Below are 21,994 nucleotides of genomic sequence, written 5' to 3' on the forward strand. Positions count from 1 at the left end.
AGCTACCGCCGGGTAGATTACTTATCGTCTCGACGACAGTAAAAGAGGCAGCACGGGAGGCCCTCCGCCCTATTTGGCGAGGTCGTAGGAGTCCACCACGGCCATGCTGACGGGGAACTCCACGGGGATGGGACCGAACAGCAATTCCTTGGCGGCCTTGGCCGATTCCTCGATTGCCGCGATGCAGGCATCGACGCGGTCCGAGGGCGCGTGCACCATGACTTCGTCATGCAGGAAGAAGGCGAGTTGGGCCCCCACAGGTCCGCCGCTGCCGCCGGTTCCTGCCGGCCGCAAGGCGCGCAGCCGCCGTCGCAATTCTGCCAGCCAGCAGGCCGCCCAGTCCGCTGCCGAGCCCTGGACCACGAAGTTCCGGGTAAACCGCCCGCGGGACCGCGCGATCGACTCTGCCCTCCGCTGCTCCTCCGCCGTGGCCGAGCGCTGGCTGAGGAACCACTGCCCGGACGGCGGAGGGCTGCTGCGGCCCAGCCTGGTGGTGACCGTCCCGCCCGCTTCGCCCGCCCGTGCCGCCCGCTCCACAAAGTCCACGGCACGCGGGTAGATGCGGGCCAATTGCGGCATGAGGCGGCCGGCCTCGCCGGAGGTGGCGCCGTACATGGCGCCCAGCAGGGCCATCTTCGCCTTGGCCCGGTCGCCGCCAAATCCCTTGGCGGCGATCCCGGCGTACAGGTCCTGGTCCCGCGCCGCCTCAGCCATGGCCGAGTCCTGCGCCAGGGCCGCCAGGACGCGCGGCTCCAGCTGCGAGGCGTCCGCAACGATGAGCTTGTGGCCAGGGTCGGCGTGCACCGCGCCGCGGACCTGGCGCGGAATCTGCAGCGCCCCGCCGCCGCGGGATGCCCAGCGGCCCGACACCACGCCTCCCACCACGTATTCCGGGCGGAACCGGCCGCCGTCCACCCACGCGTCCAACCAGGACCAGCCGTTGGCGGTGTGAAGGCGGGAAAGCCTCTTGTACTCCAGCAACGGCTCGATGGCGGGGTGGCTGGACTCCCTCAGCTCCCACTTGCGGGTGCTTTTGACCTCGATCCCGTTGCGGTGCAGGGCGCGCATCAGGTCCTGCGGGGAGTCCGGGTTGAGCCCGGGTGAGTTGAGCATGACGCGCAGCTCCGCCGCCAGCGCCTCCAGTTTCACGGGACGCTGCCCGGCGGGCGGGCGGGGTCCCAGATGGCCGGCCAGGATCTGTTCGTGCAGGTCTTCCCGCCAGGGGACCCCGGCGTGCTGCATCTCGGCGGCCACAATAGCTGCCGCCGACTCCGCCGCGAGCAGCAGCTGGAGGCGGTTCCGGCGGTTTTCCTCCGTGCCCACGCCTGCCAGCGCACTCTGTTGGGCTGCGTATTCGGAACGGAGTTCCTCGAGCGGCGCCCCCGGCGGCGGCCCGGTTGCGGGATCATCGAACAGCGCGCCCTGGTCTGCAGGGGGACGCGGCGGCTGCAGTGACTTTGGCGGAAGAGCGGGATCCTCCACCGGTACCCTGTCAGTGTTCCGGGCGTAGTCGGTGTGCGCGCTGAACTGCGAGAAGGCCAGGATGTTGCCGCACAGGGTGAGGTCGTAGCAGCGCTCCACCTCCACCCCGGATGCGAGCAGCGCCGGATACCAGTCCTGGGTCCGGTGCCATATCCAGCGGGGCGGTTGGCCACCGGGGCGCCGTGCCTCCAGTTCGCGGACGACGGCGGCAAGGTCGGTGAGTGCCACAACGCGGGGTTCGGGATTGGCCGGCTGGGCGAGGCCCGCCAGCGTCAGTTCCTGGAGCGCCGCGCCGCGGGGGTGGGCGGCGAGCAGCAGGTACATGTTCCCATTGTGCCTTGTTGGAGGCTGTGCCTCGTTGGAGGGTTGGGCCTTGTTGAGGTGTCCGCGCTGCAGGTTGTCCACATACGGGACTTGCTCCCTTAACCAGGCCGCACCGCCGCGGCAGAGTGGCTCCATGAGCAGGCACCAGCTGAACGCATCCACATCCGGTCCGGGACCGGCCTCCGGCTCCTCGTGGCGGCCAACGAACACGGCGCCACCATCCCGCGGGGGTCCTGTTGCGGACAGCGGGGAAGCGTCCGAAGCCGCCTGGCTGCCGGAGCATTCAAGGCCTGTCGGTTCAGGGCTAAGGGGTTCAATGCCTGGGGGTTCAATGCCCGCCGGGATTCGGCCGGATGGTGCAGGAGAGGTTCTGCTGGTGACCTCCTCCGGCGTCCTCCGTGCCGAAGTGGAGCGTATTGTGGCAGCCGCCGGCGCGCACCTGCACGTTGTCCCGGACGCAGTGGAGGCAGGCCGCTACTGGGAGGCGGCAGCTGCCGTCCTGGTGGGCAGTGACGTGCGTGAACTGCCGCCCCGGCGCAGCACGCCTGCGGTCATGGTGGGCCTCGACGGCGAGGGCGACAGCCTCTGGCACCTGGCGGCGGCCCTCGGGGCAGAGCGTGTTGCCGTACTGCCGGATGCCGCCGCCTGGCTGGCTGACCATCTGAGCCGGTCGCGGTCGCCGGGCCCGGGCGGAATGGTCCTTGGCATCACGGGCGGTTGCGGCGGTGCAGGAGCCACCACCGCCGCCATCTGGATAGCGCAGGCGGCAGCAGGGCTGGGGGTACGGGTCCTGCTGGTTGACGGCGACCCATGGGGTGGCGGCCTGGAGCTGGCGCTCGCAGCAGAGGAAGCCCCCGGGCTCCGATGGCCGGACCTCGCCGAGGCCAGGGGAAGCATCGACCCCCTGCAGCTCTCGGATTCCCTACCCGTTGCGGGAGGCTTTTCCTTCCTGTCCTGGCCTGCCACACGGGAGCAGACCCTTCCCGTCGCCGCCGCAGCCGCAGCAGGTGTGCTTGATGCTGCGCGCCGTGGCTATGAACTGGTCCTGCTCGATGTGGGAAGGGGGGCAGAGCCGCTCCATACGGTGGCCTGGGACTGCGACCGGATCATGATGGTGGTACCCGCACAACTGAAGGCAGCAGTGGCGGCCGTACGCCTGATGCAGGAGCTTCCGCCGGTGGAGGCGGCCCTGCTGGTGCGGGGCCGGCCGGGCTCCGCGCTGGACAGTTCGCTGATCGCTGACGCCGTGGGGCTGCCGGTCCAGGGCCGGATACCAGAAGTCCGCGGCGTCGGCGGAGCCATGGAATCCGGCCGGCTGCTGGACCTGGGGAAGCGCCGGAACATCCGGCGCTTCGCTGCATCTGTGCTCGATTGGCTTGGCGATGACCTGCCGGCTGGAGAGTTGGCATGAGCCCGGCGCCGGGTAATCCGTCGGCTCCGGCCGGGAAAGCGGGCAGCGCAGCGGGGCCGGGAGGCCTGGGCTCACGGCGCAGCGTCCGCATCCTGGAAGCAAACCAGGCCGGCCGCCTGACGCGCAGCAGGGGAAGCGCCGGCAGCGGCAGGACCATCGATTCAGGGCTGCTGGAATCCGTCCGCGAATCGATGATGGCAGAGGCCGGTGCCGTGACGCCGTCACGGGTTGCCGCGGCAGTCCAGGCCACCGGCAAGCTGTTGGGCACCGCAGGATCCCTTGCCGCCGTAGAGCGGATCAGTGCCGAACTCAACGGGCTGGGGCCGCTGCAGGAGCTCACCCGGGATCCCGCCGTCACCGACATCTTCGTCAACGCTCCCCACTCCGTCTGGGTGGACCGGGGCCGCGGCATCGAGCGGGTCCCCGTCCTGTTCGACGGCGAGGCACAGCTGCGGGCGCTGGCCTGCAGGCTCGTCGCTGCAGGCGGGCGCCGCCTCGATGACGGCTCGCCCTGTGTCGATGTCAGGCTCGCCGGCGGCTACCGTGTCCATGCCGTGTTGCCGCCGGTTTCCACGTCCGGGACGCTGCTGAGCGTCCGGATCCGCAGGGAGAAGGTCTTCAGCATGGAGGAGCTGCGCACCGGGGGCATGTTCGGCCCGGGAGTGCAGGCGGTGCTTGAGAAGGTCGTGGACAGGAGGCTGAGCTTCCTGATCAGCGGTGCCACGGGTTCCGGGAAGACCACGCTGCTGTCTACGCTCCTGGGATTGTGTGCGGCGGAGGAGCGGCTGGTCCTGATCGAGGATGCGTCCGAACTGAATCCTGTCCACCCGCACGTAGTCGCGTTGGAATCACGGCACGGAAACCTCGAAGGCGGCGGGACAGTGGACCTGGGGGAACTCGTCAGGCAGGCACTTCGCATGCGTCCGGACAGGTTGGTGGTGGGCGAGTGCCGGGGCGCGGAAGTCCGCGAGCTCCTTACCGCGATGAACACCGGGCACAGCGGCGGTGGAGGAACCATCCACGCCAACACGGCAGCAGCAGTCCCCGCCAGGCTCAACGCCCTGGGCGCGCTCGCCGGGCTGGGACCCGAGGCTGTTCGGCTCCAGGCTGCCAGCGCCCTTGACGCTGTGATCCACGTGGGCAGGACGTCCCGGGGGAGGGAAGTCCTTTGCATCGGACTTATCGGCGACGGCCCGGAGGGGCTGACGGTGGTGCCGGCGGTTGAAGAATCGGGGGTGGCGGGTCCCGCATGGCCGGCGCTGGCTGCCCGTTTGGGAATGGACTCCGGGGTCACCCTGTGACGATCCTCCTCATCGGAGTCCTGGGCGCCGCTGTGGTGCTGCTCCTGAAGCCGCCCCTGGATGCTGCGTCCAGGTTGCGTGCAGCAGGCGGCAGCAGCCAGAAGGCACCGGGATCCCGGCAGGGCCGGATACTGCGCTGGGGCAGCGCAGGCGGACGGGGCCCGGCGAAAGTGCGGGGCCCTGGACTGACCCTGGTGGTGCAGCAGCTGGCGGCGCTGCTCAGGGGCGGCCGGACACCCGGGCGGCTGTGGGACGAGCTGTGGTCCGTGTACGGCACGCCGCAGGACGGGCAATGGCATGACCACGCGGCGCTCCCATCCCCAGCGCTGTCAGAGGGTTCAACTGCCGTCCTGGCTTCCGCACGCGCGGCCGCGGCAACCGGAGCCCCTGTCTCGGAGGCCATCCGGCGTGCGGTTTCCACGGCGTTGCCTCACAGGGACCGGGAGGCCAGGACCTGGTCTGAGCTTGCTGCCTGCTTTGACATAGCCGAAGCCAGTGGATGTCCGCTCGCCGACGTGCTGACCCGGTTCGTGGCCCAGCTGGAAGCGGAGGATGATGCGGATGCAGCCAGGCAGACCGCCCTCGCCGGCCCCAAAGCCACGGTCCGTCTTTTGACCTGGCTTCCATTGATGGGTCTTGGACTGGGTGCTGCCCTGGGCGTGGATCCATTGGCCACCCTGCTGGGAACACCCCTGGGACTGGCCGCATTGTTCAGTGGCGCGGTGCTCACGGCAGCAGGAAGGGCGTGGTCCGCCAGGCTTGTTGCGGCGGCCGCAGGGACAGGAGTGCCATGACCCCGGGTTTGGCTGCAGGCTTTGCACTGTTCCTGCTGCTCGCCGCAAGTGCCTGGCTTGCCTGTTCCGGCTTTAAACGGTCGCGTCACCGGCTCCGCCACCTGTTTCATGCCGTCCCGGGGGCGCAGCAGGTGGCCGAAGCCGAGTGGCCCGCAGGGGGCCGCGGCGCAGGCCTGAAGGACACTGCCATGATGCTCGAACTCGTGGCGGCGATGCTGGATGCCGGAGCCGGCATCGGGCGATCGCTCGAACTGGTGGCTGCCTCGGCCGCGCCGCAGTACAGGGACTCACTGCGGCCGGTCGTCTCGGCGCTGGCCATCGGGGCCGACTGGGAAACAGCGTGGCGCAGCTCCGCCGTCCGGCTCCCCGAAATCCTGGAGCTCCGGGATGCGCTGGGCTTCGCCGCGCTCACGGGGGCGCCATCGTCTGCAATCCTCTACGCCCAGGCAGCAAGGCTTCGCCGGGAACGGTTCCGGGCCGCGGAAAAGCGGGCCGCTTCGCTTGGCGTGAAGCTGGTGGTTCCGCTGGGCCTGTGTTCACTCCCTGCCTTTATCTGCTTTGGCGTCGTCCCCGTGCTGCTTGCCCTGGTTCCCACCGGGTAACCTGCCGCTGCCGTGGCCACCGCGAACGCCGATCCCTTCCTCCACAACACCGGGACGGCCCACCTTTTCCACTTAGCGCATCCCCTCCCTTACCTGCTCCCGCTGGGCGGGGAAGAGTCAAGACAGCCGGGAAACCACCGGAAACCAATGGAAAGGAAAACCACATGTCCATCCACCACCGCCGTCACTACACGGCAGGAACCTCCGCGCCCGCGAAAAAGGACGGCGCCCCGCGCAGCACCAGCAGCATCCCATCCGCTTCCGCCCCTGCCTTGGGCCCAAAGACTTCCCTCCCGGAGGCAGGCAGGATCGTCGAACTCCACCCTGGTTCGGGAAGTCTCCGGCCCAAGACATGGCGCCCCACGGGGCTGCTGGGTTCCCAGGCCGGCATGGCCACCGCGGAATATGCCATTGCTACCCTGGCCGCCGTCGGGTTCGCCGGGCTGCTTGTGTTCATCCTCCGCAGCGACGAGGTACGTGGTTTCCTGCTCAACCTCATCCGCACCGCGCTGGCGCTGCCGTGACACCCCTGCCGGCGGGGCTGCGAATTCAGGGACCCCTCACGGCCGTCGTCGGCAGCAGCGCCGGCGGCAACGATGACCGGAAGACGGCGGACGCCGGTGCAAACGCCCGCGGCGCGGTTACCGCAGAGTTCGCCGTGGCACTGCCTGCCGTACTGGCATTGCTGGCCATGCTGCTTGCAGCAGCCGCCGCGGGGATGACGCAACTGCGCATCGAGGAGGGAGCCAGGGCCGGTGCCAGGGCGCTGGCCCGGGGCGATGACACCGTGGCAGTGGAACGGACGGTCCGGACGCTCGCCGGCGGTACGGCGGCTGCGTCAGTTGCTGCAGACGGCGAGTGGTTCAACATCACGGTCACGGACCGCGTGCCTGGGCCATTGGGAGCATCCATCCCGTGGACCCTCACCGCGCGTGCGTCAATGAGGAGCGAAACAGCCGGGACGGGAGCCGGCATCGGCGCCGGTGCCCTCAGGGGCTCCACGCATGGCCAGGCCGCCAAATGATGGCCGATGCCGGACGGCCCCACACTGCCGCCGCCAGGCGCCACACCACCAAGGGCAGGCGCGGGGCGGGAAGGCCTGACGGCCGCGAACGCGGTTCGGGCACAGTCCTGGCCGCAGGGCTGGCCCTTGTGGTCATGACGGCCATGGCCGTCATGCTGCTGCTGGCCCAGTCCGCCGTGCTGGCCAGCAGGGCGGCAGCGGCTGCGGACCTGGCGGCCCTTGCCGCAGCGGATGCGCTCCGCGGCATCACCACGGGCGAGCCCTGCAGTGTTGCCGCCGAGGTCGCCGCGCGGCACGCCGCCACGGTCCTTAGCTGTACCGAGGGCGCGGGCCAGACCATTGAGGTGCGGACCCGGCTCGGCGAGCGCCCGCTGCTGGGAGCCGCAACCGGACATGCCCGGGCAGGGCCGCCGCCATAGCGATGACGCCGGCATCGGGCGTCAGCTCCTCGCCTCCACATCCACACGGGACGTCTCGGAGGCATCCTTGAGCAGGACATCCAGCAGGGTCACCGCGGCGGCCTTGTCCAGCGGATTGTTCTTGTTGCCGCACTTGGGGGACTGCACGCAGGACGGGCAGCCGGACTCGCACTCGCAGGCCTTGATGGCGTCCCGGGTTGCCGCCAGCCACACCATGGCCTTGTCGAAGCCCCGTTCGGCAAACCCCGCCCCGCCGGGGTGCCCGTCATACACGAAGATGGTGGGCACCCCGGTGTCCGCATGCAGTGCCGTGGAGACCCCGCCGATGTCCCAGCGGTCGCTGGAGGCGACGAGGGGCAGGAGCCCGATCGCGGCGTGCTCGGCGGCGTGGAGGGCACCGGGGAACTGGGCTTCGATGAGGCCGGCCCCCGTCAAGGAACGGTTGTCCACCACGAACCATACGGCCTTGGTGAAGAGCTCCCGGGCACCCAGCTCAAGGGGCTCCTCACCCAGGACTTCGTTGGAAATCAAGGCCTTGCGCTGGAAGGAGACAACCTGCGTGGTGACCTTCACATCGCCGAAGTGGACGGTTACATCGCCCCATTGCATGGTCCGCACCGTGTCCAGGACCTCGATCTGGGTCACGTCCCGTGCTGTGGTGTAGTAGTCGGGGTTTGCCCGGCGAACCATGACACAGTGGTCGTCTTCGTTCAGGTCCTCCACCACGTAGGTGTCGCCCTGGTGGACGTATACCGCGCCCGTGTGGGCCTGGTAATGGGTCTGGGGCGAGTCCATGGTCCCCAGCAGCGAGCCGGTCTCGGCGTCAACGATGCTGACCGGACCGCCGCCGTCGGCCCGGAGATTGACCATGGCCGCGGCGCTTTGCGAGTGGGTCCAGAACCAGCCGGCGGGACGCCGCCGCAAATATCCCTGCGCCACCAGACGGTCCAGGAGCTTTTCGGCAGTTCCGCCAAAAAGGTCCAGCTCCGCCGGTCCCAGGGGGAGTTCCGCTGCCGCGGCGCAGAGGTGTGGTCCCAGCACATAGGGGTTGGACGGGTCGAAGACCGTGGCCTCCACCGAGACATCGAAAATCGCCTCCGGGTGGTTCACCAGGAAGGTGTCCAGCGGATCATCGCTGGCCACAAATGCGGCGATGGCATCCTGGCCCGCCCTGCCGGCGCGGCCAATCTGCTGGAACAGGGAAGCCCGCGTCCCGGGCCAGCCGGCCACCAAGACCGCATCGAGACCGGAAATGTCGATTCCCAGCTCCAGGGCGGACGTGCTGGAAACGCCCAGCAGCTGGCCCGACCGCAGCGCCTTCTCCACCGCGCGCCGCTCTTCCGGAAGGTATCCGGAGCGGTAGGCGGCCACCCGCTGCGGGAGGCTGGGGTCCACCTCGTCAAGGAGCCGCTTGGTGATGGCGGAGATGGTCTCGGCGCCGCGGCGGGATTTGATGAAGGCAATGGTCCGGATCCGGGCGGACACCAGGTTGGCGAGCAGGTCAGAAGTTTCGGCCACTGCCGTCCGCCGCTCCTTGGCCCCGTTCTCGCCCCGGACCTCGGTCAGCGCCGGTTCCCAGAGCGCCACGGTGGTGGCCCCGTGGGGCGAGCAGTCCTCGGAGACCGCTTTCACGGGGGCGCCGATGAGGCGTGAGAAGGAGACATCAGGCTCGGAGGCGGTGGCGGAAGCGGCGATGAAGACCGGTTCGGGGAACGAGGTGCCCGCGCCGTAGTACGCGCAGATCCGGCGGAGCCGGCGCATCAGGTTGGCAACATGCGATCCGAAGACGCCACGGTAGCTGTGTGCCTCGTCCACGATGACGTAGCGCAGCCGGCGGAAGAACCCGGCCCACCAGGCATGGTTGGGAAGGATGCCGAAATGCAGCATGTCCGGGTTGGCCAGGATGAAATTCGCGTGGTCCCGGATCCACCGCCGGGCGGCCGGATCCGTGTCGCCGTCGTACGTTTCCGCCCGTACCGTGGGCAGCCTCAGGGCCCGGATGGCGTTCAGCTGGTCGGCCGCCAGCGCTTTGGTGGGGGAAAGGTAAAGGGTGACGGCACCGTCGTCGTGAATCTTTCCCGGCTCCGCCAGCACGCGCAGCTCGGAACGGTGGATCGCATCCAGCGCCGGCAACTGGTACGCCAGCGACTTCCCGGACGCGGTTCCGGTGGCCACCACAACGTGCTCCCCGGCATATGCTGCATTGGCCGCGTCCACCTGGTGCCGGTACGGCTCGCGGATGCCAAGCGACCCGTACGCCCCGAGAATGTCCGGGTGCACCCAGGCCGGCCACGGCGCGTGGATTGCCTCCCGCGCCGGGATCCTGCGGACATGACGGAGCTGTTCCGGGTCCGGGCCGCGGCCCAGCAGAGGAATCAGGGAGTCATGGGGGTTCACCCCACCATTCTTTCATCCGATGCACCGCGGCAGGCCACGGGTCACCAACGGGAACCCCGCAGCCCGGCTCCGCCGGACGGGCCGGCTCAGCTCAGCGACAGATCCGATCCGTCATGCGATGCCGAAAGCATCAGGACCCGGGCAATGGTGCTCCAGCCGAGGTGCGAATAGAGCTTCTGCCCGTCCACGGACGCCAGCAGGAGGCCGGTCCGGATGCCGCGGCCGGACGCCTGCGCCGCCAGCGCCCGCATGATCAGGCTCCCCAGGCCCCTGCGCTGGAATGCCGGCTGGGTGATGATCTTGTCAAAGACGGCGGTATCACCCACCACGAAGGCCCGGCCGCCCGCCGCGACCGCGTCCCCCGAAAGGACTTCGGCGTAATACACGCCGTCCCTTTCGTACGTGGAAAGTCTCAGGTCGTCATCGGAAAGCCACGGGTCCTCCGCGTCCTGGGTTTCCATGTCAACGATCATCATCGCCTGCGAATCCGAGGTGACATTCAGGCCCTGCCGGCCTGCCATTGCCGCATAGCGGGAGGGGTCATTGGTAAGGATGGTCAGCACCCGCGCGGGGGCTTCTGCGGTTCGGGCGGCCAGCGTGGCGAACTCGTCATCAGTAGGTTCTGAGGCGAAGACTTCCCACTCGCCGCTGGTATCAGCACGGAGTGCTGCCGGGAAGCGGCCCTCCTTGGCGGTCTGGTAACCGCGACACCCGGCCCAGCCCGCAACCCACACCTCAAGCAGGCCAGTGATGTCTTCAACCGCGGTTTCCGGACTCATGGCAAGAAGACTATTCCAGCCCGATCGCCAGCAACAGGGGGTAGGGAATCGCTTATGCAATCGTAATGAGGCCCTCCTCCGGGCGTTGTGAAGCAGGACCAGGCCGCCGCTGCAGCCGGTACCCTTAAATGCGTGGCTTTGAACAAAATTGTGCTTTTCTACGGCTTCACCCCCATCACCGATCCGGACGCCGTCCGGCTCTGGCAGCGCGCCCTCTGCGAGAAGCTGGGCCTTACGGGCCGCATCATCCTCTCCAAGGACGGAATCAACGCCACTGTGGGCGGGGAAATCGGCGCCGTTAAGCAGTACGTCAAGACCACGCGCGAATACGCCGGGTTCCGCGGCATCGACGTCAAATGGTCCGACGGCGGAGCAGAGGACTTCCCCCGGCTCAGCGTCAAGGTGCGGGACGAGATCGTCTCCTTCGGCGCACCCGGAGAACTCAAGGTCGACGCCAACGGCGTGGTGGGCGGCGGGAAGCACCTCAAACCCGAGGAACTCCATGAACTGGTGGATGCCAGGAAGAAGGACGGCGAGGACGTCGTCTTCTTCGACGGCCGCAACGCGTTCGAAGCTGAGATAGGCCGGTTCAAGGACGCTGTAGTCCCGGACGTGGCCACCACCCACGACTTCATCAAGGAACTGGACTCCGGCAAGTACGACTCCCTGAAGGACAAGCCGGTGGTCACCTACTGCACCGGGGGCATCCGCTGCGAGGTGCTCTCCAGCCTGATGGTGAACCGCGGCTTTAAGGAGGTGTACCAGCTGGACGGGGGCATCGTGCGCTACGGCGAAGCCTTCAAGGACCAGGGACTGTGGGAAGGCTCGCTCTACGTCTTTGACAAGCGCATGCACCTGGAGTTCAGCGACGACGCCAAGACCATTGGCCAGTGCGCCCGCTGCTCCGCGCCGACCAGCAAGTTCGAGAACTGTTCCAATCCCAGCTGCCGCACGCTGACGCTGTACTGCACGGAGTGTGCCGCCCGTCCCGAGACGTTGCGCTGCCCCCAAGGCTGCACCGCCGCCTGAGGACGGTGCCGCCCCGGACGCAGGTGCCAAGCCAGGGTGAGGCCCCCGCCGGGACAACCCCGGCCGTCAGAGCCGGTACACGCGGAACGCATAGTTGGCCGCGGTCCTGGCCTCCACCCTGACCGTCAGGACGCTGTCCGTGGACAGGTAGATGACGTTTTCGCGGTTGATGCCGCACCGCAGGCCCAGGTCCACCAGTGTGAGGGTCTCAGTGCGCACCGTGAAGGTCACCCGGCGCTGGCTCCTGCAGGCGATGGCCAGGGTGTAGGTTCCGGTCTTCAGGACCGGTGAGGAGATGGTCCGCACTTCCGCGGGGGCCAGGAGTCCGGCATCGGCCTGGACCACCGGACCGGTGCCGTCTGGGAGCGCCCGCGACACCCAATCGCCCAGTTCCGCCTCGCTGACCGGGTCCTGCTGCAACGGGTCACGGGTGAAGGCCGGCGCCGGGGCGGCGCTGGCGGTTCCCTGCACGGTGCCGGTCCGGGCGTCGTCGTACGTATATTCGCAGCCGGCCAGCGCACCTGCCGCAAGCACCAGCCCAAGGGCGACGGCGGCGGCGGGCTTCGGTGCCAGCGGCGCCCGTGCTCTCCCTCGGGGAAGGGGCGCGGAGATTCTCCGCACACTGGGCATAGTCAGACTTTATGCCCGCAGCGGGCGGCGGACCATAGCCCGAGCGGGCGTTATTGGGCCGGTACCAGCTGGTAGGCGTAAAGCAGCGGAGCGTCCACGCTGGAGCTGCTGATTTCTACCCGTCCGGCAGCCGGCAGGCTGATTTTCGTGGTCTCGCGCCGGCCGTTGCAGGCGGCCCCGGCTTCCGCCACGGGCTTGCCGTCCAGCGTCACCGCGAAGAAGGCCTTCCCCGTCCCGTCACAGACTGCCGTCAGCGTGTAGCTTCCGGCAGGCACCCTTGCGGCCGCCTGCACGATCCGGTCGCGGTTAAGGATCTTGCCCGAGTCCTGGAGCACAACGGCCGCTGAGGAGGAGGGCAGGGCCGTGGCCCGCCACTTGGGGACATCCGCATTCTCCACGGAGGTCCCGGGCGAACACCCCGCAACGGCCAGGGCGAGGACCGCGGCAAACAGAGTCCCCGGCAGCGGCCGGCGCACCGCAGCGGCTGCCATGCGGGCGCGCGGAAGGAGGGCAGGACGTGAAGGCATGGCTCCACCGTACCGCGCAGGCAGGCCGGACTAAACTTGAGCGGTGCCTAGATCCCCTCACGAGTTCACCGCCGGCAACACCCCCGACGCTCCCCGCAGCGACCTTCCCGGCCTGCTGGCGGCGCTCGCCGCAGACCTCCGCCGCCTCGATTACACGCTCGACGGCGTCGCCCGGCTGCTTGGCCCCACCGCCTCCGCGGCACTGAACCGGGACCAGATCATCCCCGCGCTGCTCGCTGCCGAGCGGGCAGTGCGGCAGGACAACCAAGCAGCGCCGCTTGCCGCCGTCGTCCGTCTGTGGCTCCTTGCCGAGCCCCAGGAACGGGAAACGCTCGACGCCGCCCTGCCGGGCACAGGCGTGGAAGGCCTCCTCGAGCTTGGGCTGGTGCAGCCCGTTCCCGGCTCGGGCCTGCTCACCGCCAAGGCCGACCTGCGGCCGTACGGATGGGACAGGAATGACGACGGCAGCGGCGGCGCCGAGCTGTGGGTGGCCAGCGACCTTGCCGCCCACCAGCAGGCCGGGGTGCTGCGGCACGACCACGTCCTGGGCATCGGGCAGGCCTCCACCACCCTGGTGCAGACCACCATCCGCCGCCACACCGAGCGCGCCCTGGACCTGGGAACCGGCTGCGGCATCCAGGCCTTCCACCTGCTCCACCACTGCCAGCACGTGACCGCCACCGACATCTCCGAGCGAGCCCTGGCCTACGCCCGGTTCAACATCCTGCTCAATGCAGAGGCGCTGTCCGTCGATCCCGACCGGCTCGAGGACCGGGTGAGCCTGCGCCTGGGTTCCCTCCTGGAGCCTGTAACCGGTGAGGAATTCGGGCTGGTGGTCTCCAACCCGCCGTTCGTCATCACCCCGCGCAGTTCCGGCGAGGATGCCGCGGACCAGTTCACCTACCGCGACGGCGGCCTCCCGGGCGATGACATCGTCGCCTCCCTGGTGGCAGACCTGCCCGGGATCCTGGCCCCCGGCGGTTCGGCACAGATGCTGGGCAACTGGGAAGTCCCGGCCGGCTCTGGTTGGGACGAGCGGCCAAAGTCATGGGTGCGGGCGGGAACTGACGCATGGTTTATCCAGCGCGAGCAGGTCAGCCCGGAACAATATGCCGAAACCTGGCTGCAGGACGCCTCGGAATCCCGGGACCGGCAGCACTACCGGGACGCGTACGCCGCCTACCTTGACGACTTCGCCTCCCGGAACGTGGCAGGGATCGGTTTCGGCATGGTGTGGCTGCGGCGCCCCGCCCACGGCGGCCCGCCCGCCATCAGCCGTTTCGAGGAAATCAGCTACCCCATCGAGCAGCCCATCGGACCCCACCTGGGTGCCGCCGTCGAACGCAGCGACTGGCTGGCCGCGCATGATCTTGCCGGCACGCACCTGCTGGTGGCCGACGACGTCACCGAGGAGCGCCACCAGCGCCCCGGCGCCGAACACCCGGGCGTGATCCTGCTCCGGCAGGGTGCCGGGCTTCGGCGCACCAACCTGATGAGCACCGAGCTGGCGGGCTTCGTGTCCGCGTGCGACGGCGACCTCACCGCCGGTCAGATCGCCGGTGCCCTGGAGGCCCTCCTGGGTGGGGCCGTGGACGCCGGCAGGGACGGGGAGGAAGGGTCCGACGCCGGATCCTTCCAGGGTGCGCTGCTCGCCGACGTGGCCAACCTGGTCCGCGACGGCTTCCTCATTCCGGCAGGGAGCCCAGCCTGACGGGAGGCCCCCTAAGACGCTCGCCGGAACCCCGTCTTTTCCACATGAATGCGCACGATTCCCCAAAATATGGTGAACTAGGCGAACATGGGCTCATCTGCCCCAGCAACCTTTTTCTGTAGGAGCACAGTGCCAAGCAAGGCCAAAACCGGCAAGAAGCTCGTGATTGTGGAGTCTCCGGCCAAGAGCAAGACCATCGCCAAGTACCTCGGCGAGGGCTTCATCGTTGAGGCCTCCATTGGTCACATCCGCGACCTGCCGCAGCCGTCCGAACTCCCTGCCGAGCTGAAGAAGACCTCGGTGGGCAAGTTCGCCGTGGACATTGAGCACGACTTCAAGCCGTACTACGTGGTGTCCCCGGACAAGAAGAAAAAGGTGACCGAGCTCAAGGCTGCGCTCAAGGACGCCGACGAACTCTATCTCGCAACCGATGGGGACCGCGAAGGCGAAGCCATCGCGTGGCACCTGCTGGAAGTGCTGAAGCCCAAGGTCCCGGTGTACCGGATGACGTTCGGCGAAATCACCAAGGAAGCCATCCAGCGCGCCATGGGCAACCTGCGCGACGTGGACCAGGACCTGGTGGATGCCCAGGAAACCCGCCGCGTGCTTGACCGGCTCTACGGCTACGAAATCTCCCCAGTGCTGTGGCGCAAGGTGGCGCGGGGACTGTCCGCCGGGCGCGTGCAGTCCGTGGTCACCCGCATGGTGGTGGACCGTGAACGCGAACGCATGGCCTTCAAGGCAGCCTCCTACTGGGACCTGACCGGCCAGTTCGGTGCCGACTCCGGCTCCTTTAAGGCCAAGCTTGCCGCCGTTGACGGCGCCAAGGTGGCCACGGGCCGCGATTTCAACGACAACGGCGAACTCACTTCCCGGAACGTGGCCCACCTCAACGAGGAACTGGCGACGTCCCTGGCGGCAGGGCTGCAGGATGCGGAGTTCCGGGTCCGCTCCGTTGACACCAAGCCGTACACCCGGCGTCCCGCGGCGCCGTTCACCACCTCCACGCTGCAGCAGGAGGCGGGCCGGAAGCTGCGCTTCTCCTCCAAGAGCACCATGCAGATCGCCCAGCGGCTGTACGAAAACGGCTACATCACCTATATGCGTACGGACTCCTCCGCGCTGAGTGACGAAGCCATCACCGCTGCCCGCCGGCAGGCTTCGGAGCTGTACGGCCCCGAGTACATCCCGCAGTCACCGCGCGTGTACACCGGCAAGGCAGCGAACGCGCAGGAGGCACACGAGGCCATCCGCCCCGCCGGCGACTCGTTCCGCACCCCGGCCCAGGTGGCCAAGCAGCTGTCGGGCGACGAATTCCGTTTGTACGAACTGATCTGGAAGCGCACCGTCGCCTCCCAGATGGGCGACGCCAAGGGTTCGACGGCGACCATCCGCCTGGGTGCCGTGGCCACCGACGGGCGGGACGCGGAATTCTCCGCCTCCGGCACCGTGATCACCTTCCCCGGCTTCCTCGCCGCCTACGAGGAAGGCAAGGACGAGACGCGCGGCGACGACGACTCCGACGAAGCGCGCCGCCTGCCCAACGTGGCCAAGGGCGACTCCCTCACCGCTGCGGACATCCAGGCCGTGGGCCATGAGACCTCCCCGCCTCCGCGCTACACCGAAGCATCCCTGACCGCGGAACTGGAAAAGAAGGGCATCGGCCGCCCGTCCACCTACGCCTCCACCATCTCCACCATCCAGGACCGCGGCTACGTCCGGAAGCAGGGCTCCGCGCTGGTGCCCAGCTGGATCGCCTTCTCGGTCATCCGGCTCCTGGAGCAGCACTTCTCCGACTACGTGGACTACGAGTTCACCGCCGACATGGAAGGCGATTTGGACAAGATCGCCAACGGCCAGGAAGCCGGCGCGTCATGGCTGCGGCACTTCTACTTCGGCGAGGACTCCGACCCCGGCCTGCTGAGCATCGTGAACAACCTGGGCGAGATCGATGCCCGGGAAATCAACTCGATCCCCATCACCGACGACATCACCCTCCGGGTGGGCAAGTTTGGCCCCTACCTGGAAAGCTCGGCGGCAGTGGTGGACCCGAAGACCGGCGAAATCGTCGAATCGGCGCGCGCCAATGTGCCCGAGGACCTGGCCCCCGACGAGCTCACCGCCGCCAAGGCCATCGAACTGATGGAGACGGCGGCGCCGGAGGAACGTGTGCTGGGCACCGACCCGCACACGGGCCACACCGTTGTTGCCAAGAACGGCCGCTACGGCGCCTACGTCACCGAAATCATCCCGGAGATGACCGAGGAACAAATTGCGGCGCAGCCGGTGGAGTACTACAAGAACGGCAAGCCCAAGCCGCCCAAGAAGCCGGTCAAGGCCAAGCCGCGCACCGGTTCGCTGTTCAAATCCATGACCGTCGAATCGGTCACGCTGGACGAGGCACTGCAGCTCATGAGCCTGCCCCGCGTCCTGGGCGAGGACGCCGAGGGCAACCTCATCACGGTGCAGAACGGCCGGTTCGGCCCGTACCTGAAGAAGGGAACCGACTCCCGGTCCATCGGCTCGGAAGAGGAAATCTTCACCATCACGCTGGAGCAGGCGCTGGAGATCTACTCCCAGCCCAAGCAGCGGGGCGCCCGCGCCGCGGTTCCGCCGCTGGCAGAGTTCGGCCCGGACCCGGTGTCCGAGAAGAACATCGTGGTGAAGGAAGGCCGGTTCGGCCCCTACATCACCGACGGGATCACCAACATCACGGTTCCGCGGGCCACGCCCCTCGAGGAACTGACGCGCGAACAGGCCGTGGAACTCCTGGCCGAGAAACGCGCCAAGGGTCCGGTCAAGCGGACCGCCACCCGCAAGGCTCCGGCCAAGAAGAAGGCAACGGCGAAGAAGTAGCCCGTGGCCGGCGCGTTTGCGCCGGCCACCGGATCGTGATCGGCTAGTCGTATGACTGAACAGCCAGCGCACACGGACCTCCAGCCGCTCAACGACCTCGAAGAGAAGCTCGCCACCGGCGGACAACCCGACGCGAACCCCGTGGACGTCATCCTGTCGTTCCTGAACAGCGAGGTCTACATCATCAGCTCGGACACGGTTGAGGGCATCGACTCCCAGGTGGAGCCCCTGGTCCTTGCCAACGCCGACGGCGACCCCGTCCTTGCCGTGTTCTCGCACCCGAGCCGGGTGGACCAGCAGTACCTTGAAGCTGCACCCAACGTGCTGGGCACCCAGGGCGCCGCCATCATCGCCAACCTTGGCGATGAACTCGGCATGGTGATCAACCCCGGTGCTGCCTATGGTTTCGAGATCAACCCCGAAGGCGTGGCCAACATCAGGCGCGACTTCAAGCGCGCTGACGAGCAATAATGTCCCCATGCGTCTAGGCGTCCTCGATATCGGTTCCAATACTGTCCATCTGCTCCTGGTGGATGCCCACCCCGGCGCGCAGCCGGTCCCGTTCGCGTCCCACAAGCGGCCGCTGTCCCTGGTCCAGTACCTGGAGCCGGACGGCAGCATCAGCGACGAGGGCCAGCACGAGCTGACCGAGTTCGTGCTGGAAGCGTGGGAATTTGCTGCCCGGCACAAGGCCGAGGACCTGCTGGCCTTCTGTACGTCAGCCATCCGCGAGGCCACCAACGGCCCGGCAGTGCTGGCCCGGGTCAAGCACGAAACCACGGTGACCCTCCAGGAACTCACCGGAAGCGAGGAAGCGTCCATGACGTTCTTCGCGGTGCGGCGCTGGCACGGGTGGGGCGCCGGACCCATCCTGAACCTGGACATCGGCGGCGGTTCCTTTGAAATGGCTTTCGGCCAGGACGAGCTCCCCGAAGTGGCCACGTCCGTGCCGCTCGGCGCAAGCCGCCTCACCCGGGACTGGCTCGCCGAGGATCCGCCGTCGGCCAAAAGCGTCAAGGAACTCCGGCGCTATATCAGGGCGACGCTCAAGCCCGCCGTCCGCGGGTTCGACGGCCTGGGCCGGGCCAATGTGGTGGCCGGCACCTCCAAGACCTTCCGCTCCCTGGCCCGGATCGCCGGGGCTGCCCCCAGCGCTGAGGGCCCGTACGTCAAACGGGAACTGCACGCCTCGGACCTGGGGATCTGGACCCAGCGGATCTCGGCCATGAGCTCGGAGGACAGGCTGCACCTTCCCGGCGTCTCCGAGGCGCGGGCCCATCAGCTCCTGGCCGGCGCGCTGGTGGCCGAAGCCGCCCTTGAGATGTTCAAGTTCAAGAAGCTCCGCATCTGCCCCTGGGCACTGCGTGAAGGCCTCATCCTCCGGCGCCTGGACCAGCTGGTATTTTCCGGTCCGCTGGAGCCGGCACCGCATGTGGCCGCTTCCCGGCCGGTGGAAGCACCGGTCTAGGGGCCCAACGCCCCCGCTGCCGCGGCCGTTAAAAGCGGAAGCACCGGGGCGGGCAACAGGAAAATGGGGGAAAACCTGTCGCCGCGCCGCCGGTGCCCTGGCAGGCATCCCCATGCCTGCCGCATCACTCGCACCCTCAATGAGGTAATAACTACGTTAGGACCGCAAGTTGTGTGCTGCCTGCGGTGAAGATGGGAGTTGCCTGTGAATGCCTGCCTCCTGCAATGATGGAGGCATGAGCAACCGAATCGCATTCCTTGGCTGTGGATCCATGAACGAGGCCATTCTTGGCGGCCTGCTGGAGGCAGGGACGGATCCCGGGGATGTGGTGGCCACTGTCCGCCGCGCGGAGCGTGCATCCGAGCTGGCCGAGCGCTACCCGGGGATCACTGCCATTGCCGGCGAGGAGGAACCTGACAACAACAGGCAAGCCACCAAGGGGTCCGCCGTCGTCGTCCTTGGCGTCAAGCCGGTGGGCATCGCGGACCTTGCCCGGGAGATCAGCCCGGCACTTTCGCCGGACACCGTGGTGGTCAGCGTCGCCGCCGCGGTCTCGATCGCCCAACTCGAGGCCGCCCTCCCGGAAGGGCAGCCGGTCATCCGGACCATGCCCAACACGCCGGCAAAACTGGGGCGCGGCGTCGTGTCCGTCTCGCCAGGAACCCACTGCAGCCCTGGGCAGCTCCAGAAGGTCAAGGACATCCTCCAGGGAGCAGGCACCGTGGTGGAGGTCCCGGAGGAGCAGGTGGACGCGCTCTCCGCCATCAGCGGGTCCGGCCCGGCCTACGCTTTCTACCTCGCAGAGGCCATGGCGTCCGCCGGGGAGGAACTGGGCCTGGACCGGGAGTTGTCCCTGTTGCTGGCGCGCGAAACGGTTGCCGGTGCGGGCCTCATGCTCGCCCAGCCCGGAGCGGACCCGGCAGCGCTGCGCAAAGCCGTGACCAGCCCCAACGGCACCACCGAACGCGCCATCGCCACCTTCGACGAACAGGGCATCCCGGCCATCATTGCGGCCGGTGCCCGCGCGGCAGCCGACCGGGCAGCGGAGATTACCAGGCAGCTCGGCTAGGGCCGCGCGGCGAACCGTTCGAGCAGGTCCACGTGGCCGGAGACGATGAGCATGTCGCGGGAGGACACCTTGGTCTCGGGCCGGGCATAGGTGAAGTCCTCGCCGGGGGACTTCACGCCCACAATGGTCACGCCGTACTTGGAACGGACCTTTGACTCGTCCAGGGTGAAACCCACGGTTTCGCGCGGCGGGTACATTTTCACGATGGCAAAGTCGTCGTCGAACTCGATGAAGTCCAGCATGCGCCCGGAGACCAGGTGCGCGGCGCGGACACCGGCGTCGGCTTCCGGGTAGATCACGTGGTTGGCGCCGATGCGGGTCAGGATCTTGCCGTGGGAGGGCGTAATGGCCTTCACCCACAGGTGCTCGATGCCGAGGTCCACCAGGTTGACGGTAATCAGCACGGAGGATTCGATGGAGGTGCCCACACCCACGACGGCGGAGCTGAACTCCTGGGCGCCGAGCTGGCGGAGCGCATCGATGTTGGTGGCGTCCGCCTCCACCACGTGGGTCAGGAGGGGCGCCCATTTCTGCACCAGGTTCCGGTCCCGTTCGATCGCGAGGACTTCCCGGCCCTGCTTCACCAGCTGTTCAGCCGTGGATGATCCGAAGCGGCCCAGCCCGATCACCAGTACAGGGGCATTGTGGGCGGGGCGCCGGGGGGCGTCTGTGGAACTAGCCAATGATCGGCCTCTCTTCGGGATAGTGGTACAACTGGCTGCGCTGGCGCAGGGCCAGGGCAGCGGCGAGGGTAACGGTACCCACGCGGCCCGCGAACATCAGCGCCGTGAGGACGTAGACGCCGGCGGGCGGCACCTCCGCGCTGAGGTTGGTGCTGAGTCCCACCGTGGCGAACGCGGAGATGGTTTCGAACAACACACGGTCAAGTGACTGGCCGCTGATGTGCAGCAGCAGGAAAGCCGACACGGAAACCAGGGTGGCGCCGGCGACGATCACAGAGATGGCCACCCGCATGCTGCCCTGCGGGATGGTCCGGCCGTAGACCTTGACGTCGGCGTCGCCACGGGCCTCGGCGACGATGGCCAGGAACATGACGGCGATGGTGGTCACCTTGATGCCGCCGGCCGTGGAGGCGGAGCCGCCGCCGGCAAACATCAGGGCATCGGTCAGCAGCATGGTGGTGGGGTCCATTTGGTTCTGGTCCACCAGGTTGAATCCGCCCGAACGCGTCATCACGGACGCGAAGAGCGCGTGGGTGATCTTGTCGCCCACGCTCATGGTGCCGATGGTCCGGGCGTTGTCCCACTCCATCAGCGCCCACAGGAACGCCCCTGCCGCCAGGAGGATCAGGGAAACCTGGATGGTGAGCTTGGTGTGGAGATTCCACTTCTTCCAGTTCAGGCCGTTCTGCTGCAGGACCATCACCACGGGGAATCCCAGGCTGCCCATGAAGACCCCCACCATGAGGGGGATCAGGATCCAGAGGTCCGTCTCGTAGGGCACGATCCCGTCCGAGTGCGGCGTGAAGCCGGCGTTGTTGAACGACGAGATGGCATAGAAAATACCGTGCCACACCGACTGCCAGAAGGGCTCACCCAGGGTGAGGAACCGGGGGACCAGCGCGAGCGCCAGGACACCCTCGATGACCACGGACGTGGTGATGACGATCCGCAGCAGGGTGCCCACCTCGCCCAGGCGCCCGGCGTTGTTCATGGACTCCGCCGCGATGATCTTGCCCCGGACACCCAGCCGCTTGCTCACCATCAGTGCCAGCAACGACGCCAGCGTCAAGGTGCCCAAGCCGCCGATGAAGATGCCCACCAGGATCACCAGCTGGCCGAAGAAGGACCAGTGGACCGCCGTCGACACCACCGTGAGCCCCGTGACGCACACCGCAGAGACCGCGGTGAACAGCGCCTGGTGGATAGGCGTGGGGGTTCCGTCAGCTGAGGAGACCGGCAGGGACAGCAGGAACGTGAACACCGTGCAGACGGCGGCGAACGCCGTCAGCGCCAGCCGTGCGGGTGTGGTGTTGGCAATGTCGTCAATGAAGTCGCGCAGCCGCGTGAGGACCCGGAGGCCCTCCCGCTCCTGCGCCGGGGGGTGCCAGGTGGCCGGCGTCCGGGGCCTCGACTGGCTCTGGGTCATGTGTGGCTTTTCCTCGGTTGTAACGGCTTCCCCCAGTAGTAAACCACTAAAGCCCGCGTCAT

At 68.0% G+C, this 21,994-nt stretch carries 20 protein-coding genes; 13 read left to right on the forward strand and 7 right to left on the reverse strand.

What is annotated here, in order from left to right:
* Positions 1 to 69 precede the first annotated feature (69 nt).
* A complete protein-coding gene (locus ASG79_RS16615; RefSeq protein ID WP_056393100.1) occupies positions 70 to 1,806 on the reverse strand; it encodes a bifunctional 3'-5' exonuclease/DNA polymerase in 1,737 nt (578 codons plus the stop codon).
* A 331-nt stretch (positions 1,807 to 2,137) separates the two neighbouring features.
* On the opposite strand from ASG79_RS16615, the gene ssd reads away from it, so the two are divergent.
* The 7 genes from ssd to ASG79_RS16650 all read left to right on the forward strand — a co-directional run bounded on the left by ssd (position 2,138) and on the right by ASG79_RS16650 (position 7,357).
* Positions 2,138 to 3,217 carry a septum site-determining protein Ssd gene (gene ssd, locus ASG79_RS16620; RefSeq protein ID WP_082581795.1) on the forward strand — a complete coding sequence of 360 codons (1,080 nt, stop codon included), beginning with the start codon at positions 2,138 to 2,140 and terminating at the stop codon, positions 3,215 to 3,217.
* The gene (locus ASG79_RS16625; protein WP_200953188.1) at positions 3,214 to 4,518 is read left to right on the forward strand and encodes a TadA family conjugal transfer-associated ATPase; all 1,305 of its coding nucleotides are present in this window, start codon (positions 3,214 to 3,216) and stop codon (positions 4,516 to 4,518) included. Before ssd ends, ASG79_RS16625 begins: the two co-directional genes overlap by 4 nt.
* Positions 4,515 to 5,312: a type II secretion system F family protein gene (locus ASG79_RS16630; RefSeq protein WP_056392587.1), complete on the forward strand. Its 798-nt coding sequence runs from the start codon at positions 4,515 to 4,517 to the stop codon at positions 5,310 to 5,312. The genes ASG79_RS16625 and ASG79_RS16630 overlap by 4 nt, the downstream gene beginning before the upstream one ends.
* On the forward strand, positions 5,309 to 5,914 hold the full coding sequence (locus ASG79_RS16635; RefSeq protein WP_056392589.1) for a type II secretion system F family protein: 606 nt from the start codon (positions 5,309 to 5,311) through the stop codon (positions 5,912 to 5,914). The genes ASG79_RS16630 and ASG79_RS16635 overlap by 4 nt, the downstream gene beginning before the upstream one ends.
* Before the next feature lie 164 nt (positions 5,915 to 6,078).
* The gene (locus ASG79_RS16640) at positions 6,079 to 6,438 is read left to right on the forward strand and encodes a DUF4244 domain-containing protein (RefSeq protein ID WP_056392590.1); all 360 of its coding nucleotides are present in this window, start codon (positions 6,079 to 6,081) and stop codon (positions 6,436 to 6,438) included.
* Entirely contained in the window at positions 6,435 to 6,938 is a 504-nt protein-coding gene (locus tag ASG79_RS16645; RefSeq protein WP_082581796.1) for a TadE family type IV pilus minor pilin, read from the forward strand. The genes ASG79_RS16640 and ASG79_RS16645 overlap by 4 nt, the downstream gene beginning before the upstream one ends.
* Positions 6,935 to 7,357, forward strand: coding sequence for an Rv3654c family TadE-like protein (locus ASG79_RS16650; protein ID WP_082581797.1), 423 nt, complete (start codon positions 6,935 to 6,937; stop codon positions 7,355 to 7,357). Before ASG79_RS16645 ends, ASG79_RS16650 begins: the two co-directional genes overlap by 4 nt.
* A 21-nt stretch (positions 7,358 to 7,378) precedes the next feature.
* Here the strand turns inward: ASG79_RS16650 and ASG79_RS16655 are convergent, their stop codons facing one another.
* Together ASG79_RS16655 and ASG79_RS16660 are read right to left on the reverse strand one after the other, a co-directional pair.
* A complete protein-coding gene (locus ASG79_RS16655; protein WP_056392592.1) occupies positions 7,379 to 9,754 on the reverse strand; it encodes a DEAD/DEAH box helicase in 2,376 nt (791 codons plus the stop codon).
* An 86-nt stretch (positions 9,755 to 9,840) separates the two neighbouring features.
* Entirely contained in the window at positions 9,841 to 10,533 is a 693-nt protein-coding gene (locus ASG79_RS16660) for a GNAT family N-acetyltransferase (protein WP_056392594.1), read from the reverse strand.
* A gap of 132 nt (positions 10,534 to 10,665) precedes the next feature.
* On the opposite strand from ASG79_RS16660, the gene ASG79_RS16665 reads away from it, so the two are divergent.
* Positions 10,666 to 11,562: a rhodanese-related sulfurtransferase gene (locus ASG79_RS16665; RefSeq protein ID WP_056393106.1), complete on the forward strand. Its 897-nt coding sequence runs from the start codon at positions 10,666 to 10,668 to the stop codon at positions 11,560 to 11,562.
* 66 nt (positions 11,563 to 11,628) lie between these two features.
* Here ASG79_RS16665 and ASG79_RS16670 read toward each other — a convergent pair whose 3' ends face one another.
* Positions 11,629 to 12,192, reverse strand: coding sequence for a hypothetical protein (locus tag ASG79_RS16670; protein ID WP_235509831.1), 564 nt, complete (start codon positions 12,190 to 12,192; stop codon positions 11,629 to 11,631).
* A 50-nt stretch (positions 12,193 to 12,242) separates the two neighbouring features.
* A complete protein-coding gene (locus tag ASG79_RS16675; protein ID WP_018768950.1) occupies positions 12,243 to 12,719 on the reverse strand; it encodes a hypothetical protein in 477 nt (158 codons plus the stop codon).
* A 43-nt stretch (positions 12,720 to 12,762) separates the two neighbouring features.
* On the opposite strand from ASG79_RS16675, the gene ASG79_RS16680 reads away from it, so the two are divergent.
* The 5 genes from ASG79_RS16680 to proC all read left to right on the forward strand — a co-directional run bounded on the left by ASG79_RS16680 (position 12,763) and on the right by proC (position 19,823).
* Entirely contained in the window at positions 12,763 to 14,430 is a 1,668-nt protein-coding gene (locus ASG79_RS16680; protein ID WP_056392598.1) for a N5-glutamine methyltransferase family protein, read from the forward strand.
* Positions 14,431 to 14,559: 129 nt separating this feature from the next.
* Complete coding sequence (gene topA / locus ASG79_RS16685; RefSeq protein ID WP_018768948.1) at positions 14,560 to 17,286, forward strand: type I DNA topoisomerase; 2,727 nt, start codon at positions 14,560 to 14,562, stop codon at positions 17,284 to 17,286.
* 51 nt (positions 17,287 to 17,337) lie between these two features.
* Entirely contained in the window at positions 17,338 to 17,757 is a 420-nt protein-coding gene (locus ASG79_RS16690; RefSeq protein ID WP_018768947.1) for an SseB family protein, read from the forward strand.
* 7 nt (positions 17,758 to 17,764) lie between these two features.
* A complete protein-coding gene (locus ASG79_RS16695; RefSeq protein ID WP_018768946.1) occupies positions 17,765 to 18,754 on the forward strand; it encodes a Ppx/GppA phosphatase family protein in 990 nt (329 codons plus the stop codon).
* A gap of 235 nt (positions 18,755 to 18,989) precedes the next feature.
* On the forward strand, positions 18,990 to 19,823 hold the full coding sequence (proC, locus tag ASG79_RS16700; protein WP_056392600.1) for a pyrroline-5-carboxylate reductase: 834 nt from the start codon (positions 18,990 to 18,992) through the stop codon (positions 19,821 to 19,823).
* Here proC and ASG79_RS16705 read toward each other — a convergent pair.
* Positions 19,820 to 20,506 carry a potassium channel family protein gene (locus ASG79_RS16705; RefSeq protein ID WP_026265713.1) on the reverse strand — a complete coding sequence of 229 codons (687 nt, stop codon included), beginning with the start codon at positions 20,504 to 20,506 and terminating at the stop codon, positions 19,820 to 19,822. The genes proC and ASG79_RS16705 overlap by 4 nt on opposite strands.
* A complete protein-coding gene (locus tag ASG79_RS16710) occupies positions 20,499 to 21,932 on the reverse strand; it encodes a TrkH family potassium uptake protein (protein WP_056392602.1) in 1,434 nt (477 codons plus the stop codon). Before ASG79_RS16710 ends, ASG79_RS16705 begins: the two co-directional genes overlap by 8 nt.
* Between the last annotated feature and the right edge of the window lie 62 nt (positions 21,933 to 21,994).

The organism is Arthrobacter sp. Soil761, assembly GCF_001428325.1.
Classification (GTDB): domain Bacteria; phylum Actinomycetota; class Actinomycetes; order Actinomycetales; family Micrococcaceae; genus Arthrobacter.